The 17,583-nt window shown below is 55.3% G+C and carries 16 protein-coding genes, 5 tRNA genes and 1 rRNA gene; all 22 read right to left on the bottom strand.

Going from position 1 to position 17,583, the window contains the following annotated elements:
- Positions 1 to 44: 44 nt before the first annotated feature.
- Positions 45 to 4,124, bottom strand: a complete 4,080-nt coding sequence (gene rpoB / locus FMN52_RS04850) for a DNA-directed RNA polymerase subunit beta (RefSeq protein ID WP_148607557.1) — start codon at positions 4,122 to 4,124, stop codon at positions 45 to 47.
- 241 nt (positions 4,125 to 4,365) lie between these two features.
- Positions 4,366 to 4,743: a 50S ribosomal protein L7/L12 gene (gene rplL, locus FMN52_RS04845; protein ID WP_008174836.1), complete on the bottom strand. Its 378-nt coding sequence runs from the start codon at positions 4,741 to 4,743 to the stop codon at positions 4,366 to 4,368.
- A 40-nt stretch (positions 4,744 to 4,783) separates the two neighbouring features.
- Positions 4,784 to 5,314 carry a 50S ribosomal protein L10 gene (rplJ, locus tag FMN52_RS04840; RefSeq protein WP_064228578.1) on the bottom strand — a complete coding sequence of 177 codons (531 nt, stop codon included), beginning with the start codon at positions 5,312 to 5,314 and terminating at the stop codon, positions 4,784 to 4,786.
- A gap of 225 nt (positions 5,315 to 5,539) precedes the next feature.
- Positions 5,540 to 6,238 (bottom strand): 50S ribosomal protein L1, encoded by a 699-nt coding sequence (rplA, locus tag FMN52_RS04835; RefSeq protein ID WP_088829385.1) that lies wholly within the window; start codon positions 6,236 to 6,238, stop codon positions 5,540 to 5,542.
- A 1-nt stretch (position 6,239) separates the two neighbouring features.
- Complete coding sequence (gene rplK / locus FMN52_RS04830; RefSeq protein WP_008174831.1) at positions 6,240 to 6,671, bottom strand: 50S ribosomal protein L11; 432 nt, start codon at positions 6,669 to 6,671, stop codon at positions 6,240 to 6,242.
- A 119-nt stretch (positions 6,672 to 6,790) separates the two neighbouring features.
- Positions 6,791 to 7,324, bottom strand: coding sequence for a transcription termination/antitermination protein NusG (gene nusG, locus FMN52_RS04825; protein WP_088558168.1), 534 nt, complete (start codon positions 7,322 to 7,324; stop codon positions 6,791 to 6,793).
- A 12-nt stretch (positions 7,325 to 7,336) separates the two neighbouring features.
- A complete protein-coding gene (secE, locus tag FMN52_RS04820) occupies positions 7,337 to 7,705 on the bottom strand; it encodes a preprotein translocase subunit SecE (protein ID WP_064228582.1) in 369 nt (122 codons plus the stop codon).
- Between the two features lie 33 nt (positions 7,706 to 7,738).
- A tRNA-Trp gene (locus FMN52_RS04815) sits at positions 7,739 to 7,814 on the bottom strand.
- 37 nt (positions 7,815 to 7,851) lie between these two features.
- On the bottom strand, positions 7,852 to 9,048 hold the full coding sequence (gene tuf / locus FMN52_RS04810) for an elongation factor Tu (protein WP_008174851.1): 1,197 nt from the start codon (positions 9,046 to 9,048) through the stop codon (positions 7,852 to 7,854).
- Between the two features lie 51 nt (positions 9,049 to 9,099).
- Positions 9,100 to 9,175 (bottom strand) — tRNA-Thr (locus FMN52_RS04805).
- Between the two features lie 13 nt (positions 9,176 to 9,188).
- Positions 9,189 to 9,263: transfer RNA gene (locus FMN52_RS04800), tRNA-Gly, on the bottom strand.
- 10 nt (positions 9,264 to 9,273) lie between these two features.
- Positions 9,274 to 9,358: transfer RNA gene (locus FMN52_RS04795), tRNA-Tyr, on the bottom strand.
- Between the two features lie 39 nt (positions 9,359 to 9,397).
- A tRNA-Thr gene (locus FMN52_RS04790) sits at positions 9,398 to 9,473 on the bottom strand.
- Positions 9,474 to 9,504: 31 nt separating this feature from the next.
- Complete coding sequence (locus tag FMN52_RS04785; protein WP_240339397.1) at positions 9,505 to 10,179, bottom strand: hypothetical protein; 675 nt, start codon at positions 10,177 to 10,179, stop codon at positions 9,505 to 9,507.
- The gene (locus FMN52_RS04780) at positions 10,176 to 10,910 is read right to left on the bottom strand and encodes a type III pantothenate kinase (protein ID WP_148607556.1); all 735 of its coding nucleotides are present in this window, start codon (positions 10,908 to 10,910) and stop codon (positions 10,176 to 10,178) included. The genes FMN52_RS04785 and FMN52_RS04780 overlap by 4 nt, the downstream gene beginning before the upstream one ends.
- Entirely contained in the window at positions 10,907 to 11,872 is a 966-nt protein-coding gene (locus FMN52_RS04775; protein ID WP_148607555.1) for a biotin--[acetyl-CoA-carboxylase] ligase, read from the bottom strand. The genes FMN52_RS04780 and FMN52_RS04775 overlap by 4 nt, the downstream gene beginning before the upstream one ends.
- Positions 11,873 to 11,974: 102 nt before the next feature.
- The gene (locus tag FMN52_RS04770; protein ID WP_148607554.1) at positions 11,975 to 14,377 is read right to left on the bottom strand and encodes a DUF6160 family protein; all 2,403 of its coding nucleotides are present in this window, start codon (positions 14,375 to 14,377) and stop codon (positions 11,975 to 11,977) included.
- A 20-nt stretch (positions 14,378 to 14,397) separates the two neighbouring features.
- A complete protein-coding gene (locus FMN52_RS04765; RefSeq protein ID WP_148607553.1) occupies positions 14,398 to 14,946 on the bottom strand; it encodes a hypothetical protein in 549 nt (182 codons plus the stop codon).
- The gene (locus tag FMN52_RS04760; protein ID WP_148607552.1) at positions 14,943 to 16,022 is read right to left on the bottom strand and encodes a hypothetical protein; all 1,080 of its coding nucleotides are present in this window, start codon (positions 16,020 to 16,022) and stop codon (positions 14,943 to 14,945) included. The genes FMN52_RS04765 and FMN52_RS04760 overlap by 4 nt, the downstream gene beginning before the upstream one ends.
- 10 nt (positions 16,023 to 16,032) lie before the next feature.
- On the bottom strand, positions 16,033 to 17,145 hold the full coding sequence (locus FMN52_RS04755) for a hypothetical protein (protein WP_240339396.1): 1,113 nt from the start codon (positions 17,143 to 17,145) through the stop codon (positions 16,033 to 16,035).
- A gap of 89 nt (positions 17,146 to 17,234) precedes the next feature.
- Entirely contained in the window at positions 17,235 to 17,390 is a 156-nt protein-coding gene (locus FMN52_RS19745) for a hypothetical protein (protein ID WP_153245339.1), read from the bottom strand.
- A gap of 73 nt (positions 17,391 to 17,463) precedes the next feature.
- Positions 17,464 to 17,578: ribosomal RNA gene (rrf, locus tag FMN52_RS04750) — 5S ribosomal RNA — on the bottom strand.
- Between the last annotated feature and the right edge of the window lie 5 nt (positions 17,579 to 17,583).

Genomic DNA, 17,583 nt, shown 5'->3' with positions numbered 1-17,583 from the left:
CGGGCACTGGTCGTGCCCGCTCACGCTGCCAAAAACAATTCGGCTCACTCGGATTCCAGCTCGATGTCGATACCCAGCGAGCGGATTTCCTTGACAAGAACGTTGAAGGATTCGGGCATGCCCGGCTCCATCCGATGATCGCCATCGACAATGTTCTTGTACATCTTGGTCCGACCGTTCACGTCATCAGACTTGACGGTGAGCATCTCCTGCAGCGTGTAAGCTGCACCGTAGGCCTCGAGAGCCCACACTTCCATCTCACCGAAGCGCTGGCCACCGAACTGCGCCTTACCACCCAGCGGCTGCTGGGTAACCAGGCTGTAAGAGCCGGTGGAACGAGCGTGCATCTTGTCGTCGATCAGGTGGTTCAGCTTCAGGATGTACATGTAGCCAACCGTCACCGGGCGGTCGAACATATCACCGGTGCGACCGTCGTACAGCATGGTCTGACCGGTGGTGCTCAGTCCCGCCAGTTCAAGCATACGCTTGACCTCGGCTTCCTTCGCACCGTCGAATACCGGCGTTGCCATGGGTACACCGCCACGAAGGTTGTGGCACATCTCCAGGATTTCCTTGTCGGACAGGGAATCCAGGTCCACCTTGAACACTTCGTCTGAGTGATTGTAGATCTCATCCAGCAGCTTGCGTAATTCCGCCACCTTGCGCTGCTCGTCCAGCATCTGGCTGATACGCTCACCCAGACCCTTGGCCGCCGCGCCCAGGTGAGTCTCAAGCACCTGACCTACGTTCATCCGCGAAGGAACACCCAGCGGGTTCAGAACCACGTCAACGGTATTGCCGTGCTCGTCGTAAGGCATGTCTTCAATCGGCATAACCGATGAAATAACACCCTTGTTACCGTGACGACCGGCCATCTTGTCACCCGGCTGGATACGACGCTTGATAGCCAGGTACACCTTGACGATCTTCAGTACGCCCGGCGCGAGGTCATCGCCCTGCTGAAGCTTGCCTTTCTTGTCGTCGAAGCGCGCTTCGTGCTCTTTCTTGCGATCTTCCAGACCCTGCTCGGACTTCTCCAGCAGCTCGTTCAGGCTCTCGTCTTTCATCCGGAGCTTGAACCAGTCGGAACGCGGCAGCTCGGCCAAGTAGCTCTCTTCGAGGGTCGCCCCTTTCTTCAGGCCCGGCCCACTGATGACTTCCTGGCCTTTCAACGCACTGTTCAGACGCTCAAAGGTCGCACCTTCAACAATCCGGTACTCGTCTTTCAAGTCCTTGCGATACTGGTCCAGCTGCTCTTTCTCAATGGCCTGGGCACGCTGATCCTTCTCGATACCGTCGCGGGTAAAGACCTGCACGTCGATAACGGTGCCGCGGGTACCAGTCGGCACACGGGAGGAGGTGTCCTTCACATCAGACGCCTTCTCACCAAAGATGGCACGCAGCAGCTTCTCTTCTGGGGTAAGCTGGGTTTCACCTTTCGGTGTTACCTTGCCTACCAGAATGTCGCCAGGGCCTACTTCAGCACCAATGTAAACAATACCGGACTCATCCAGCTTGGACAGCGCACTTTCACCAACGTTCGGAATGTCCGCGGTGATTTCTTCGCTTCCCAGCTTGGTGTCCCGAGCCACACAGGTCAGCTCCTGAATGTGGATGGTAGTCAGACGGTCTTCCTGAACCACTTTCTCGGAAATGAGGATGGAGTCCTCAAAGTTGTAACCGTTCCAGGGCATGAACGCGATGCGCATGTTCTGCCCCAGGGCCAGCTCACCCAGATCGACGGACGGGCCGTCAGCCAGCACGTCGCCACGGGCAATAACGTCGCCCTGACGCACGATGGAGCGCTGGTTGATACAGGTGTTCTGGTTCGAGCGGGTGTATTTGGTCAGGTTGTAGATATCCACACCTGCATCACCCGCTTCAGTTTCCTCGTTGTTGACACGAACCACGATGCGCGAAGCGTCAACGCTTTCGATGACACCGCCCCGACGGGCGGACACACAGACGCCGGAGTCTTGGGCAACCGTCCGCTCAACACCAGTCCCGACCAGGGGAACCTGGGCTTTGAGCGTCGGAACCGCCTGACGTTGCATGTTCGCACCCATCAGTGCCCGGTTAGCATCGTCGTGCTCCAGGAACGGAATCAAAGATGCCGCTACCGACACAACCTGACGCGGAGATACGTCCATGAAGTTGACGCTTTCCGGCGGAGTAACGGTAAATTCGTTCTGGTGCCGCACCGTAACCAGCTCGTCGGTCAGACGCTTGGACTTTTCGTCCATGGCGGCGCTGGCCTGGGCGATGACGTAGTTGCTCTCCTCGATAGCGGACAGGTAAACCACTTCATCGGTTACCACGCCGTTCTCGACCTTCCGGTACGGGCTTTCAAGGAAGCCGTAGGAGTTGGAACGGGCGTAAGTCGCCAGCGAGTTGATCAGACCGATGTTCGGACCTTCCGGTGTCTCGATCGGGCATACCCGGCCGTAATGGGTCGGGTGTACGTCACGAACCTCAAAGCCGGCGCGCTCACGGGTCAGACCGCCTGGGCCCAACGCAGAGATACGACGCTTGTGAGTCACCTCGGACAGCGGGTTATTCTGGTCCATGAACTGGGACAGCTGGCTGGAGCCAAAGAATTCTTTGACAGCAGCAGCCACCGGCTTGGCATTAATGAGGTCCTGCGGCATCAAGCCTTCGCTTTCAGCAAGGCTCAGACGCTCGCGAACCGCACGCTCAACCCGCACAAGGCCAACGCGGAACTGGTTTTCAGCCATTTCACCAACGCAGCGAACACGACGGTTACCCAGGTTATCGATGTCATCCACATTGCCCTGACCGTTACGGATATCGATCAGGGTCTTGAGGACATCGATGATGTCTTCGTGGGTCAACGTACCTTCACCTGTGCTCTCTTCACGGCGCAGGCGACGGTTCAGCTTCATCCGGCCAACCGCAGACAAGTCATACCGCTCTTCGGAGAAGAACAGGTTGTTGAACAGGTTCTCAGCCGACTCCTTGGTGGGCGGCTCACCCGGGCGCATCATCCGGTAGATCTCAACCAACGCTTCCAGCGGCGTACGGGTCGGATCGATACGCAGGGTGTCGGACATGAACGGACCGCAATCCAGATCGTTGGTATAAAGGGTTTCGATATCCTTCACGCCAGCATCGAGGATTTTAGTAACCAGCTCTTCGGTCAGCTCGGAGTTACACTCCACCAGAACCTCACCGGACGCCTGATCGATCATGTCCTTGGCCAGTACTCGGCCGTACAGGTACTCGGTCGGCACCTCAAGCTCGTTGATACCGGCTTTTTCCAATTGCTTGATGTGCCGGGCAGTAATCCGGCGACCTTCCTCGACAATCACGTTGCCGTCATTGTCCTTGATATCGAAGGTAGCGATGTCGCCCCGCAGACGGCTCGGCACCAGCTCCAACTTGCACACTTCCGCGCCAAGGCTGAACTTACTGGTTTCGAAGAACATCTCGAGCATCTGCTCGGAGGTGTAACCCAGGCCACGCAGCAGAATCGAGGCCGGCAGTTTACGACGGCGGTCGATACGAACGAACACGGAGTCCTTCGGATCGAACTCGAAGTCCAGCCAGGAACCACGGTAAGGAATCACCCGGGCAGAATACAGCAGCTTGCCTGAGGAATGGGTCTTGCCCTTATCGTGATCGAAGAATACACCCGGAGACCGGTGGAGCTGGGAAACAATAACGCGCTCGGTACCGTTGATAACGAAGGTACCGTTCTCGGTCATCAGGGGCATTTCGCCCATGTAGACTTCCTGCTCTTTAATGTCCTTGATCGCCTTATTGGACGATTCCTTATCGTAAATGATAAGGCGGACCTTCACCCGCAGCGGCGCTGCATAGGTTACGCCCCTAAGCTGGCATTCCTTGACATCAAAAACCGGCTCGCCAATACGGTAACTCACGTATTCGAGCGCGGCATTGCCAGAGTAACTGACAATCGGGAATACGGATTTGAATGCTGCGTGAAGACCGGTTTCCCGGCGGTCTTCAGGAGCGGCTTCCATTTGGAGGAAGTCCCGGAACGAATCCAGCTGAATAGACAGCAAATAGGGGACGTCCATCACGGAAGGCAATTTACTAAAATCTTTGCGAATCCGCTTTTTCTCAGTGTAGGAGTAAGTCATCTGCATTCCCCAGCTTTAGACCTGATACCTGGTATCAAGAAGCAACCATTGTTCTGCTTCGGGGCCGAATTGCTCGGCTTATCGCGCCGTCTTGAACAAGACTCTGGCTGTAGGTTATAGATCTGACATCAACCTGCAATTGCTCACCAGACTCTATAGCATATACAACAGAAAAAGGCCGGTGGCCCAAAGCCACCAGCCTGTCCATGCTTATCGCACGGTTTCGATCAACAGCCGACTCTTACTTGAGCTCAACAGAAGCGCCTGCTTCCTCGAGCTTCTTCTTGGCTTCTTCAGCGTCGTCTTTGCTAGCTGCTTCCTTGATAACGGAAGGAGCGCTGTCGACCATTTCCTTAGCTTCTTTCAGACCCAGGCCGGTAAGTTCACGAACGGCCTTGATTACGTTTACTTTCTTCTCACCAGGACCGGTAAGTACAACGTCAAACTCGGTCTGCTCTTCCGCAGCGGCTTCGCCACCACCAGCAGCAGCCGGCGCAGCAGCAACGGCCGCAGCGGCAGAAACACCGAATTTCTCTTCCATTGCTTCAACCAGCGCAACAACGTCCATTACGCTCATTTCAGCAATTGCGTTCAAAATGTCTTCGTTAGACAGAGCCATGACTTTCTCCCAAAAATATAAAAAATGGTGTTCAACAGAATCAAGCAGCTTCTTGCTTCTGGTCGCGAACTGCCGCTACAGCACGAGTCACTTTCGAAGGAACTTCGTTCAGTGTCCGTGCCAGCTTGGTGATCGGTGCCTGTGTTACTGCGGCCAGCATTGTCAGCGCTTCGTGACGTGTTGGCAGCTTGGCAAGACGATCGATCTGGTCTGCACCCATCAGCTCTCCGCCGACGGCCAGTCCTTTAATCTCGAACGCTTCTTTCTCTTTGGCAAAATCCTTCAGCAGACGCGCTGCCGCGCCCGGATCTTCCATAGAGAATGCCAAAATGGTCGGGCCGACCAGAGCTTCGTCGATGCACTCGAACTCGGTACCGCGAATCGCGATCTTCGCCAGGTTGTTACGAACAACCTTCAGACGCACGTTTTCGGCACGAGCCTTGGCACGAAGCGCCGTCATGTCACCAGAGGTAACACCACGGTAGTCAGCCATAACCACAGACAGAGCACCACCGGCAGTCTCGTTGACTTCAGCGACGATCGCTTTCTTGTCTTCGAGTCTAATTGCCACTGGATTTCTCCTCGATTTCGCCGGGTCTTCCCGGCAAACCCACATATACCCCTCACGGGGCTCCTAACGGTGTTTGGGTTCAGAGAGAACGTCTTCACACCGTCTGCGCAGGCGTTGCTTTAACCCTTGCAGCACTTCCAGTCAAACCGAAAGTGCTTCGGGGGCCTGCGGTCTTTGACAGCCTTGGCTTCCGCCCAGACTACAAAGTAACCACCGATCAAAGGATCAAATAGCGAGACCGCTCTGATCGATAGTCAGGCCAGGACCCATAGTCGAGGAAACGGTGATCTTCTTGAGATACACACCTTTCGCCGACGACGGCTTGGCCTTTTTCAGATCTGCTACCAGAGCTTCAAGGTTTTCCTTGATGTTCTGCGCAGAGAATTCAACGTTACCCAGCGGAGCGTGGATAATGCCGTTCTTGTCGGTGCGGTAACGAACCTGACCGGCCTTGGCGTTCTTGACCGCAGTCTCGACGTCAGGAGTCACAGTACCCACCTTCGGGTTCGGCATCAGGCCACGGGGACCAAGAATCTGGCCCAGCTGACCAACAACACGCATGGCGTCCGGAGTGGCGATAACCACGTCGAAATCCATGTTGCCTTTCTTAACTTCGTCCGCCAGATCGTCCATGCCTACAATGTCTGCACCAGCAGCCGTTGCTTTCTCAGCATTGGCGCCCTGGGTAAACACAGCAACGCGAACGGTCTTGCCGGTGCCGTGGGGCAGAACAGTGCTGCTACGAACCACCTGGTCGGATTTACGTGCGTCAACGCCCAGGTTAACGGCTACGTCGACAGACTCTTTGAACTTCACGTTCTGGCCCAGCTCAACCAGCAGTGCAACTGCCTCGTCAACAGAGTAGGAACGGGTAGAGTCTACCTTTTCACGAATAAGCTTCTGACGCTTGCTCAGCTTTGCCATGTTACAGGCCCTCCACGTTCAGGCCCATGCTGCGGGCTGTTCCTGCAATGGTACGTACCGCTGCGTCCATATCGGCTGCAGTCAGATCCGGCTCTTTGGTCTTGGCAATCTCTTCAAGCTGCTCACGGGTCACGGTACCGACTTTCTCAGTATTCGGACGACCCGAGCCACTCTTGATACCAGCAGCCTTCAGAAGAAGAACCGGCGCAGGCGGCGTCTTGGTAATAAAGGTAAAGCTGCGATCACTGTACACAGTAATCACAGTAGGAATCGGCAGACCAGGTTCCATGTCCTGGGTCTGGGCGTTGAACGCCTTACAGAATTCCATGATGTTTACGCCGCGCTGACCCAGTGCAGGACCAACGGGGGGACTCGGGTTGGCCTTACCGGCAGCAACCTGAAGCTTGATGTACGCTTCAATCTTCTTTGCCATGATAGATCTCCTATGGGTTCAAACGCCTTCCGGCTCCCCGGTTTTTTACAACTGCTAAGAGCAGACACAAAAAGCCCGCGTCGCTTGAGCGCGCGAGCTTTCAGCTTTTTCGTTACTACTCAGTCTTTTTCGACCTGCCCAAACTCCAGCTCTACCGGAGTTGAACGCCCAAAGATCAAAACAGCAACCTTGACCCGACTCTTGTCGTAGTCAACTTCCTCAACCACACCATTGAAATCCGCAAAGGGACCTTCAACAACGCGAACAACCTCACCCGGCTCGAACAGAGTCTTCGGCTTGGGCTTATCGGCACCACTCTCAACACGACGAAGGATGGCTTCTGCTTCCTTCTCGGTGATCGGTGCAGGCTTATCTTTGGTGCCACCAATAAAGCCAAGAACACGCGGGGTATTCTTCACAAGGTGCCACGTCGCATCGTCCATTTCCATCTGGACCAGTACGTACCCGGGATAGAACTTGCGCTCACTCTTGCGCTTCTTCCCTTCTCGCATCTCAACGACTTCCTCGGTCGGAACCAGGATTTCGCCGAAACGGTCTTCCATCTCATGAAGCGCAACGCGCTCCCTGAGAGTGCGCATTACCTGCTTTTCAAAGCCAGAATACGCATGAACGACGTACCAGCGCTTAGCCATTGCCCACTCCTGTTAACCGATAAACCCGGCGACCAGCCAGCTGATCAGCGAATCCATACCCCACAACAACAGAGCCACAACCAGCACAAACACAACAACAATCGCTGTGGTCTGCACGAGCTCAGGCCTGGTGGGCCATACCACTTTCCGGATCTCTACTCTCGCTTCCTTCAATAGCGTCGCGAAACGACGACCACGGTCGGTTTGGAGAGCAACAAGCGCCGCCACAATGGCGAGACCTACAAGAGCCAGAACCCGATATAGCAGAGACTCGGCACTAAAATACTGATTCCCCACCACACCGATGGCGATCAGAACGAAAACAACCAGCCACTTCAGGAAATCGAAACGGCTGGCTGACTGAACGGCTTTTGACTCCATAGGAATCAACTTATGTATCCGGATGTTAAAAAATGGCAGGCCAGGAGGGAATCGAACCCCCAACCTGCGGTTTTGGAGACCGCTGCTCTGCCAATTGAGCTACTGGCCTGCACCGAAACAACTCAGCGCACTTACTTTCGAGTCAATTACTCGATGATCTTGGAGACTACGCCGGCACCAACGGTACGGCCGCCTTCACGAATCGCGAAGCGCAGGCCATCTTCCATGGCGATCGGAGCAATCAGGGTAACACTCATCTTGACGTTGTCACCCGGCATAACCATTTCCACACCTTCCGGCAGTTCGCAAGAACCGGTTACGTCGGTGGTACGGAAGTAGAACTGCGGACGGTAGCCCTTGAAGAACGGAGTATGACGACCGCCTTCTTCTTTGGACAGTACGTACACTTCGCACTCGAACTTGGTGTGCGGAGTGATCGAACCCGGAACCGCCAGAACCTGACCACGCTCAACGTCGTCACGCTTGGTGCCACGCAGCAGCGCGCCAATGTTCTCACCAGCACGACCTTCGTCCAGCAGCTTGCGGAACATCTCAACACCAGTACAAGTAGTCTTCACGGTATCCTTGATACCAACGATTTCCACTTCGTCACCGGTCTTGATAACGCCACGCTCAACACGGCCAGTCACAACAGTACCACGACCGGAGATGGAGAAGACGTCCTCGATCGGCATCAGGAACGGCTGATCAATCGCACGCTCCGGCTCAGGGATGTAGTCATCCAGAGCTTCTACCAGCTTCTTGACAGCGGTAGTACCCATCTCGTTGTCGTCTTTGCCTTCCAGCGCCATCAGCGCGGAACCGGTGATGATCGGAGTGTCGTCACCCGGGAAGTCGTACTGGCTCAGCAGGTCACGAACTTCCATCTCAACCAGCTCAAGCAGCTCTTCATCGTCTACCATGTCCGCCTTGTTCAGGAACACCACGATGAAAGGTACACCAACCTGACGGGACAGCAGGATGTGCTCGCGAGTCTGCGGCATGGGGCCGTCAGCTGCGGAGCAAACCAGGATCGCGCCGTCCATCTGCGCCGCACCAGTGATCATGTTCTTCACATAGTCAGCGTGGCCAGGGCAGTCTACGTGTGCGTAGTGACGGTTCGGAGAATCGTACTCAACGTGAGATGTCGCGATCGTGATACCACGAGCCTTCTCTTCCGGTGCGTTATCGATCTGGTCGAATGCACTCGCAGACCCTGTACCCCAAACTTCGTGACATACACGGGTCAGGGCAGCAGTCAAAGTGGTTTTACCATGGTCTACGTGACCAATGGTGCCTACGTTCAAGTGCGGCTTATTACGTTCAAACTTAGACTTAGACATTTGACCAATCTCCCTAATCAACCAGGATCGTGACGTTGACCGGATAAATAATGGAGCTCATGGGCGGATTTGAACCGCCGACCTCACCCTTACCAAGGGTGTGCTCTACCAACTGAGCTACATGAGCAATGCAAACAAATTGGAGCGGGCAGCGGGAATCGAACCCGCGTCATCAGCTTGGAAGGCTGAGGTAATAGCCACTATACGATGCCCGCGAGCAATTAGTGGTGGAGGGGGCAGGATTCGAACCTGCGAAGGCGATGCCGTCAGATTTACAGTCTGATCCCTTTGGCCACTCGGGAACCCCTCCGAGTCGGATTTGCCAAAGCAAATCCGTCAAAACTTAAAGTGGAGCTGGCGGACGGAATCGAACCCCCGACCTGCTGATTACAAGTCAGCTGCTCTACCAACTGAGCTACGCCAGCTCACATTCGCCTCGTCAGCGAGGGCGGTATACTACGGATTTTTTTCTGGCGTTGCAACACCTTCACAAGGCCTGATTTCAACGAAATCAAAATTGCTGCCGTAATCCACTTTCACCGCCCGAACCAGTTCTTCAGCGAGTTCCGGTTCAGCCTCAAAAGAGAGCGCGTAGCTTATCTGATTTCGGGGGAAGTTGACCAGTACCGCATTAAGATTCTGACGTTTTTTTTCTTCCAGCACGGATATTGCAGATTCGCGAGACTCAAACAGCCCCAGCGAAATGGCATTGCGGTTTTCGCCCTCGGTGACCAGGTACGAGTCGATTCCCTGCCTCTGAATGTCACTAAACTGACGCAAGGCGACAGCCTCGGGCTGCGGTGGAATAAGAACCCAATGCAGGGGTGCCAACTCTCTTTCGACTTCTTCAACCCTGAAACCTGTTTCGTCCGCAAGAGGTTGACTGTCCACCAGTCTTCGGGCGCGCTCCGCGGTTTCTATCCATCCGAGGCGAACACAGGACATCTCGGATTCGCCGGCTGGTTCACCGACCCCGCCACCAGACTCTTCCGGCGACGGCGATTTGAGGCTGGCCACCCTTGGCAAGCTGCCACTGGCGACACTGGTCATGCTGCCCGATGGCCCTACGAAGTCCGGCAGGTAATAGATAGCAATACTGACCAAAACCAGCACCAACGCCAACCACCTCATCCGGAGGCTTCCTCGGCATGAATTGCACGAAGGCCCGATAACACCAGCTCCGGGCGAGAAATGCCGGGCAGGCCAAGACCGATAAGGCGGTCCGCGTCGCCACCAGTTACCAGCACCTCAGACAGTGACAGTTTTCGGGCATCAGCAATCACCCGCTCAATCATCGCGGCAGACAGCCAGGCAAGACCATGGTTCACGCATTCTCCGGTACTCTTGCCCGGATCCGTTGCCAGCCCCTGATCAGGATCGAACCATATCCGCGCGGCATCGGTCCGGAGACTCCGCAACATCATCTGCAGACCGGGAAGAATATACCCACCCATATGCTTACCATGCCGATCAACGTAATCGACAGTAACGGCACTGCCTGCATCCAACACCGCAAAGCCCTGCTTGTGATCGAGCCAGGCACCGTACATGGCATGCCACCGATCGGCCCCCATTCTCGAGACATCCTGGTAGGCGTTTGTGAGGCCATTCCGAGCCCGTTCGGACCAGTGAAAGCGAACCGGCGCCTGACAAAGCTTTGCAATGGAGCCGGCCAAATTACTTCGCCTTTCTTCAGACGCGACGGTGGATATGGCCACAGCCTCCACCTGTCCGATCCGTTCGCCCGCTGAGCTTAAAGGGTTCTCGTCGTCGAGAGAGCCGGTGCCTGAGGCCAGAACCTCATTTTGGTTTGCGAGACACCATTTCAGGCGGGTATTGCCTGCATCAATAAACAGATTCATTTGGTCACTCGCAGACTGATTTCCCCTGCGCGCACGGGAACAACCCCGTTTTCGGTCCGGATTTGATAGTTTCCGGCTTCATCAATACCGCAGCCGACACCTTCCACATCACCGCCCCGGGCCTTGAGCGATTGTCCCATAAACACATCGCGACGTTGCCAGGACTCTCGAAAATCCGCAAACCCGATATCGGAGAACCGGGCCACGGCATCAAATACCGCATCGATAATCGCACCTCCAATCTGGCTCCGAGACCAATCGACTTCCGGGCAGGCCCTGGCGAGGCTGCTCCAGGGTTGATCGACGCCGTCGGCCCGGGACATGTGTACATTCAGTCCAATGCCCGCAATCACTTGCACCACCCCCTCCTCCAACTCGCCCTGTAGCTCCACCAGGATGCCGCCAAGCTTGCCGTCCGGCAGAAAAATATCATTTGGCCACTTGAGTCCGACCTCTGGCACTCCCAGTCGTTCCAGGGCATTGGCCACCGCAACGCCGAGCACCAGGCTCAACCCATCCAGGACGCCGAAGCCGCCGTGGAAGGTAAGCCCCATGCTGAGGTACAGGTTTTCTCCCCGAGGGCTTTGCCAGACGCGCCCCCGTCGGCCGCGGCCGGAGGTCTGGCAGTCGGCAATAACCACCGGGATACCTTTGCTTCCCTCGGTAATCTGCCTGATCACCTCGGCATTGGTTGAATCAACCTCGTCGAGGACTGTGAGTGAAAGCTCCTGTTCCCGGCCGGAGGCAATTTCACCAAGCACCAGTGTCCGATCGAGCAGGTCTACCCGGGATACCAGCTGATAACCACGTCCGCGAATCGTGGCAATGTCAGCACCTTCTTCCATCGCGCGACGAATCTGCTTCCAGATTGCGGTACGACTAACCCCGAGCTTTTCGGCCAGGGCGGCTCCGGAGTGAACCTGACCGTCACTGAGCAGCTCTATAAGTGCTTTGGATTTCATAAGACGCATCCAGCCATGAAATTGTGTAAGGCCGGATTAAACACCAGGGAAGGGAAAAAGACAAAGTCGGCAGTCTGGCTTTGGGAGCCGCCGGCCGGCAGATCAGGGAATCGGGGTTGCGGTCAGGTTGGCCTTGATATCAAAGTTCTGCATTTTGACGCCATAAACGGCCGTCTGAGCACCGCCAACGGGATGAACCAAATCGATAGTATTGATCGAGAGTTCCTTGAACTGGCTTCTCGCCTTCACCGCAAAACCGAGCGGCCTGTTGTCGGCTTCCGCGATGGTTGGATTCGAGACATAGCGGTAACCGGCAGTGGACGAACCATCCATGATTTTTTCATCGCCCCGGTTGCCAACCACTCCCATCGCATCCGGACCGTCCGCCTTTTTCACAACCCGGGTTTGATAGACATCCACGGAAAGATCGGTGCGTAACCCAAACGAATTGTCGTCTACGCCATCACCATCGAAGTCGCCACCATCGCTGGTATGGATATCGTTCAGGACGAGACTCGTCCCTGTTCCGTTTATGGCTCCACCAACACCGCTGGTTTGCCGGTTGGTTTCCCAGGTCAGCGAGTTTTTCCGGGCTTCATTGATGGCCTTGGCAAGCACCTGCTTCAGGCGGACCGTCAGCCCTTCCTCACCCCGGGTCTCCCAGACGCCCCCGGAGGCCGAGCAGGCGGATGGACTATCACCCATGCCACCGGCACAGACATCACCGGCTCCTCCCGGGACGACGGTCATGCTGCTGCCAGTTTCGTATTTCTGAATCACGAAACGACCGAAACTCCGGCCGGATTCCTTGTTGCCGATCCTCAGATTACCGATGTCCATGGTGCTCCAGGCTTCGCCTTTGATAATCTCAAGCCCCTCCTGCGTGACATCAACGGTCATGTCCCGCACATGCGCGTCATAATCCAGCTCGGTAATCCAGAGGCCCTTCTGGGGAATCTCACCATTACCTTCATCATAGGGCACCGCGATGATCGCGGCCTTTCCGTTCCGAATGCTGACATCAGAATTGATGGTAATACCCTCCCCTGACGCCCCCCCTGCACCAAGCGTTATATGGCCATCAAGCTCGAACTCATAAGCCGGATAGAACCCCAGTGCCAGCAGCAGTTCTGTACCACCCTGCAAGGGGGCATCATCACTTCCTACCCGCAGGCCGTTGATCCGGTAGCCGGCCCTGATATCCTCGAAACCAATCCGAAGACCATCGAAGAACTCGGTGCCGCTGGAGACGCCATCGCGAGTCACATTGACCGTTACATCGCCCTGCCCCCAGGACTGCAGGCCGCTGAAGATCACCCTGTTCCCGTCTTCCGTGTAGCTGAAATCGGCGAGCCGAAGACTCCATTCCGTCGCAAGTCGCAAGCCCTGAGGGCCGGCGTCAGGGTGTCCGCCCCCCTGCAGATAAACCGCATTGGAATAGCTGCGGCCGTCAAACACGTGATCCTCAAGCAGAAAGCTGACATTCACCTGACCAATGCTCTTGCCATCACCGCCTACCTCAATAGCGCCAATGCTGAATTCACCATCCATGGAACCAAGGGTCAGGGCCAGGGCCGGTCGATTCTGCCAATCGGTCGCCACATCGACCCTTAGATCGTTGATCCGATAGACGCCGGTGATGTCTCTGAGGGCCAGAGCATTTCCGTCATCCCTATATAAAAAGGAGGCCGAGTGTATAACGGTCTCGTTATCGATTCGAAGTCCCTCCCCGGAGCGCCCTCCGGCGGTAATGCCCGTGCTGGAAGAGAGTTCATAGCTTCCACTCAGGCTGCCATAACTGGGCAAAAGCTGGCCGCCGCCAGAATCGACGGATACACCATGGTTTAGAGGGTTACTGCTGTAACGAATTGCGCCGACCTCCCAATCACCGGTAACCCTGGGCGCATTCAGGGCCAGAGTGTCGCCGACCACGTCCAGCGTTACACCCAGCGCCTCTACGTTCATGGTGATATCGTCCAGAAAAACTTCATTACCATTGGTACGATACCCCAGACGACCACCGGTCATGGTATAGGCGGAGTCAAACGTATAGCCGGCCCCTCCAACGAAGCCTCCCTGTCTGATGTTCAAATACCCTTGTAGAGAATGGTCGAAGAAGATGCCCCCCATGCTGACACCGGGTGCCCCGGCGAGCCGGATATCGCCGAACTCGATTCTGCGGTCTTCAACCAAATAATTTAGATTAAGGGACGCATCCGCCTCAATATCCACCCGAATCAGATGAAATGCCTGACCTGAAGGATCAATGGCTGAACCGATACGGAAGCCTTCAAGATGAATACCTTTTCCATCGTCGAAATAGGATAATCGATCTGCCGTCAGGGCAAGATCCAGTTCCAAAGACAAGCCACTCTGACCGCTGACGTTCGACAGCGCAGAATCGTCCAGGCTTTTCATGTCGGCGGCCACCCACGGGGCGATGATCACGCAGACCAACCCGTTGGCAAGCAAGGCAAATGGCTTGATGCTGTTTGGAGCGCCCATAACCCTCACCCTCTTCACGATTATGGATTACCTGCCGGAAATACGAGCAGGCTCCCTTCCATCACAACGTCTCCCCGCATATCCACAGAGAATATGTCAGTCTGCTGAAATCCGGGATCGGTGGGCCGAGCCGTACTGCTGGAGGAGATCTTGAATTGAACATCGTTGAACCGGACGGTATTGGGCAGCCCCAGCTCCAGAACATCCCGATTGAACAGCTCCCCATCGCCACCGAATCCGGAATCAACGGTGCGGACCCGGAGTGTTAGGCCCTCAAATGAGAAGTTGCCGCGAATATCATCAAGAACCATCCATCCCCCGTTTTCTTTCAGACGATATGCAAAGCGGGCACCGCACTTCCTGTCGGCATCATCACAGCGTCCGAAATAGCTGTTCTCAATCGGACCACCCATTTCATTAATACTGATGTCGCCAGACAGGTAGATCCCCCCCTGGCCCGAGATCCCCGAGAGCGCTTCATCACCGAGACGGGAGAGTTCCGCAAAGGTCGGCAGTGGAAGCAGCAAAGCAGTGAGAGCGAGTGACGTTCTGCGCAGAATCGATATCATGGGCTCAGGTCCCTCGTTTTAATGTTCAGATGCTGTATCAGCATTCCCTGTACACGGGCAGAGCCAAAGTCACGGTCGCCAACACTGAAATTCCCGATCTTCAGATTGCCGCGAAATTCCGGATTGGTGTAATAGGACTCGTAGAAGTCCCAGGCTTCGGCATCGCTGCTACCCCTGAGACCGTCGGCGCCGATTTCGCCGGGTATAGGACGCCGAATCGCAGCCACCTCCAGCTCAAAGTTTCCACTGCCATCAACATCGAAGAATACCGGCTGAAGCTGGTTTCCAATCGCCAGCTCAAGCGCAAAATTGCTCATCAGTATTCGTGATCCGCAGGTGGAGCCGTCCTGTGTGCAGGCATTGATAGAAAGTTCCGGGGAATAGAAATTGAGCTTGAACTGGCCGACCATCTGGCGCCGATCGTTGTCGCCCCAAAGGCGCAGATAGCTACCATCGATGACAGCACTCTTTGCGTGGATGTTGATATTGGCAGACCGGTCGTCACCAACCGCCACGTTCATCTGCATACCAATATCCGCACGCTCTCCGATGTATCCAGAGGACGCCGGGCGACTCGAGCAGTTGCCGCTGCCAGGACTGGCCCCAGAGTCCATGCAGTCATAACCCTGATCGCTATTGACCATGGCACTGGCTGCGAACTCCAGCACCGCCTTGTTCGCGATACCAATGTCATTGCCATCCACCACATCGATTTTCCACGGGTTAAGGAGCCTCCCAAGATTGACCGGGCCCAGAGTCTCTCCGTAGTTGCTATTGGCCCCGGCGATGTAGAGGTGGTTTACCGTAATATCGACATCACGACCGTCCGTGCTTTTGATCCCGCCAATCCGGAAAATGCGTGCCTGCTCTCCCGAGGCATCTGGCTGATCCGTTCCATGGGAGAATTTGAAATTCTCCAGTACAAGGCCAATGCCGGCTCCATCAATCGAGGACATTTCAGTTTCCGAAAGGCCCTGAAGTTCCGCCTCAACAGGCACTGGGACCGTCAGAACAGCCGCGATCATCGGCAAGAGGCGCGTGAAAACAGGAAGCTGACTGAAATTGAACCATCTCATAAAGAGCTCCTCAGAATAGACCCTTGCCGCGATCAATGTATTCGGTACGGTAACGCGGGGTACCATAAAGGGCTTCGTTGAGATTCACCTCGGTCGCGCCGTTCGGAATATTGAAAAATGCGCCTGAGGTTGCCTTAATGAAATCCTCGGGCGTGAAGTCTGTTTTCTTTACATCCTTCAGCCAATCGAGATCCTTGGTCTGGAAAGAGATAAACGCACCGTCTGCCGGCCCCGTGATACGGCGCTCGCCGTTTACCTCACCGACCTCTCCTACCGGGAAGCTGTTGTAGATATCCAGGTCAAAGCAAGAGTCTATTCCCAATACCAGGCAGTCCTGGGCATAGACATAGATGTCACCGCCTGAACAGCTGAAAAAGGAACAATCCGGAACTTCGATCCGGGAACTCGACCCCCAGCCGATCAGATTCTTTACCGACCAGCGGGTAAAACCGCTAGCGCCCTCAAGAATGAAGCGCTCACCATTTGGAATACCAATGTACTCGGCTCTTATGGGATCCAGCTCGCCAATGTTTGGATCACCCTCGGCGCCATAAACCAGCTCCGCTTTGGTCGATAGCGGGCTGCCACCCTCAAGCAGAGGTGTCAGGAGAACAATCAGTTGGTCGAACAGGTTGCCGGAAGAGTTCGCCTGGGAGAGTCCTTCGCCGCGGTCAATGATATCCACGTTCACATTGCCGGTCAGGGTCTCAATCTTGCCGGAGAGAACACCCATGGATTCACCGAATCCCAGTCGGAAACCGACCACTTCTTCAGTCTGTTCGTCGAAGGCAAACTCAAGGAACGGATTCTGGATGGAGAAAGGAACGATCTCACCCTCGGCATAGGCGCCGCCTTCGGGCTTTCGCTGCTTCGGGGCTTTTGGGTTGGCGTCAAAGTATGCCTGGTTATTAATGTAACCAAGGGCAAAATCTTCAATATAGACATCGGAGGTGCCCGGCTTTTCACCATCCCGTTCGTAACGGCCCATTTCCAGGACATCTACGTTGGTCTGGATGTCGATATCCATTCCAAGATTGACCCGGGTATAGGCGGTATTGTCGTTGGCATCAGGATGGTATTGGCGATCAACCGATACAAAGGCCTGCCCTGTGACTTCAGACATTTGTTGATCTGAAATCGGGCGTAATTCAGCGCTAACCCCGGGCACCAGCAAAGGCAGGAGGAGAAGCGAGGGAATTGTTTTACTCATAGTCACATCTCACCGCTGCCGCTTTTTATTGTTGGCGGCTGATTTAAAGATGACTGATGAGCGTCTCTGAGGCTGGCTTCGATTTTTAATGTTGTTTTAGCCAGTTCTTTTTCAGAAGTGTACCCCTGGTTACATTTTGTCACTGTGCGCAGTGTCATGGTTTTGGGGTTTACCGAATTTCAGGCAATAAAAAACCCCAGCATCGGGGATGCTGGGGTTTGGCTATTAGGCGCCTGACGATGACCTACTCTCACATGGGCAACGCCACACTACCATCGGCGCTGGTCTGTTTCACTTCTGAGTTCGGGATGGGATCAGGTGGTTCCAGACCGCTATGGTCGTCAGGCAAAA

Source organism: Marinobacter sp. BW6, from assembly GCF_008107725.1.
GTDB lineage: Bacteria > Pseudomonadota > Gammaproteobacteria > Pseudomonadales > Oleiphilaceae > Marinobacter.
The sequence above is the reverse complement of the archived record's forward strand: the minus strand, read 5'-3'. Positions and strand labels throughout refer to the sequence as shown.

Bases quoted from the DNA above. Each gene is read 5' to 3' on its own strand.
- FMN52_RS04775 (WP_148607555.1), bottom strand. From the start codon at position 11,872: ATGAAATCCAAAGCACTTATAGAGCTGCTCAGTGACGGTCAGGTTCAC.
- rplK (WP_008174831.1), bottom strand. From the start codon at position 6,671: ATGGCAAAGAAGATTGAAGCGTACATCAAGCTTCAGGTTGCTGCCGGT.
- rpoB (WP_148607557.1), bottom strand. From the start codon at position 4,124: ATGACTTACTCCTACACTGAGAAAAAGCGGATTCGCAAAGATTTTAGT.
- rplA (WP_088829385.1), bottom strand. From the start codon at position 6,238: ATGGCAAAGCTGAGCAAGCGTCAGAAGCTTATTCGTGAAAAGGTAGAC.
- tuf (WP_008174851.1), bottom strand. From the start codon at position 9,048: ATGTCTAAGTCTAAGTTTGAACGTAATAAGCCGCACTTGAACGTAGGC.
- FMN52_RS04760 (WP_148607552.1), bottom strand. From the start codon at position 16,022: ATGAGATGGTTCAATTTCAGTCAGCTTCCTGTTTTCACGCGCCTCTTG.
- FMN52_RS04765 (WP_148607553.1), bottom strand. From the start codon at position 14,946: ATGATATCGATTCTGCGCAGAACGTCACTCGCTCTCACTGCTTTGCTG.
- FMN52_RS04780 (WP_148607556.1), bottom strand. From the start codon at position 10,910: ATGAATCTGTTTATTGATGCAGGCAATACCCGCCTGAAATGGTGTCTC.
- FMN52_RS04770 (WP_148607554.1), bottom strand. From the start codon at position 14,377: ATGGGCGCTCCAAACAGCATCAAGCCATTTGCCTTGCTTGCCAACGGG.
- FMN52_RS19745 (WP_153245339.1), bottom strand. From the start codon at position 17,390: ATGACACTGCGCACAGTGACAAAATGTAACCAGGGGTACACTTCTGAA.
- secE (WP_064228582.1), bottom strand. From the start codon at position 7,705: ATGGAGTCAAAAGCCGTTCAGTCAGCCAGCCGTTTCGATTTCCTGAAG.
- FMN52_RS04755 (WP_240339396.1), bottom strand. From the start codon at position 17,145: ATGTCTGAAGTCACAGGGCAGGCCTTTGTATCGGTTGATCGCCAATAC.
- nusG (WP_088558168.1), bottom strand. From the start codon at position 7,324: ATGGCTAAGCGCTGGTACGTCGTTCATGCGTATTCTGGCTTTGAAAAG.
- rplL (WP_008174836.1), bottom strand. From the start codon at position 4,743: ATGGCTCTGTCTAACGAAGACATTTTGAACGCAATTGCTGAAATGAGC.
- FMN52_RS04785 (WP_240339397.1), bottom strand. From the start codon at position 10,179: ATGAGGTGGTTGGCGTTGGTGCTGGTTTTGGTCAGTATTGCTATCTAT.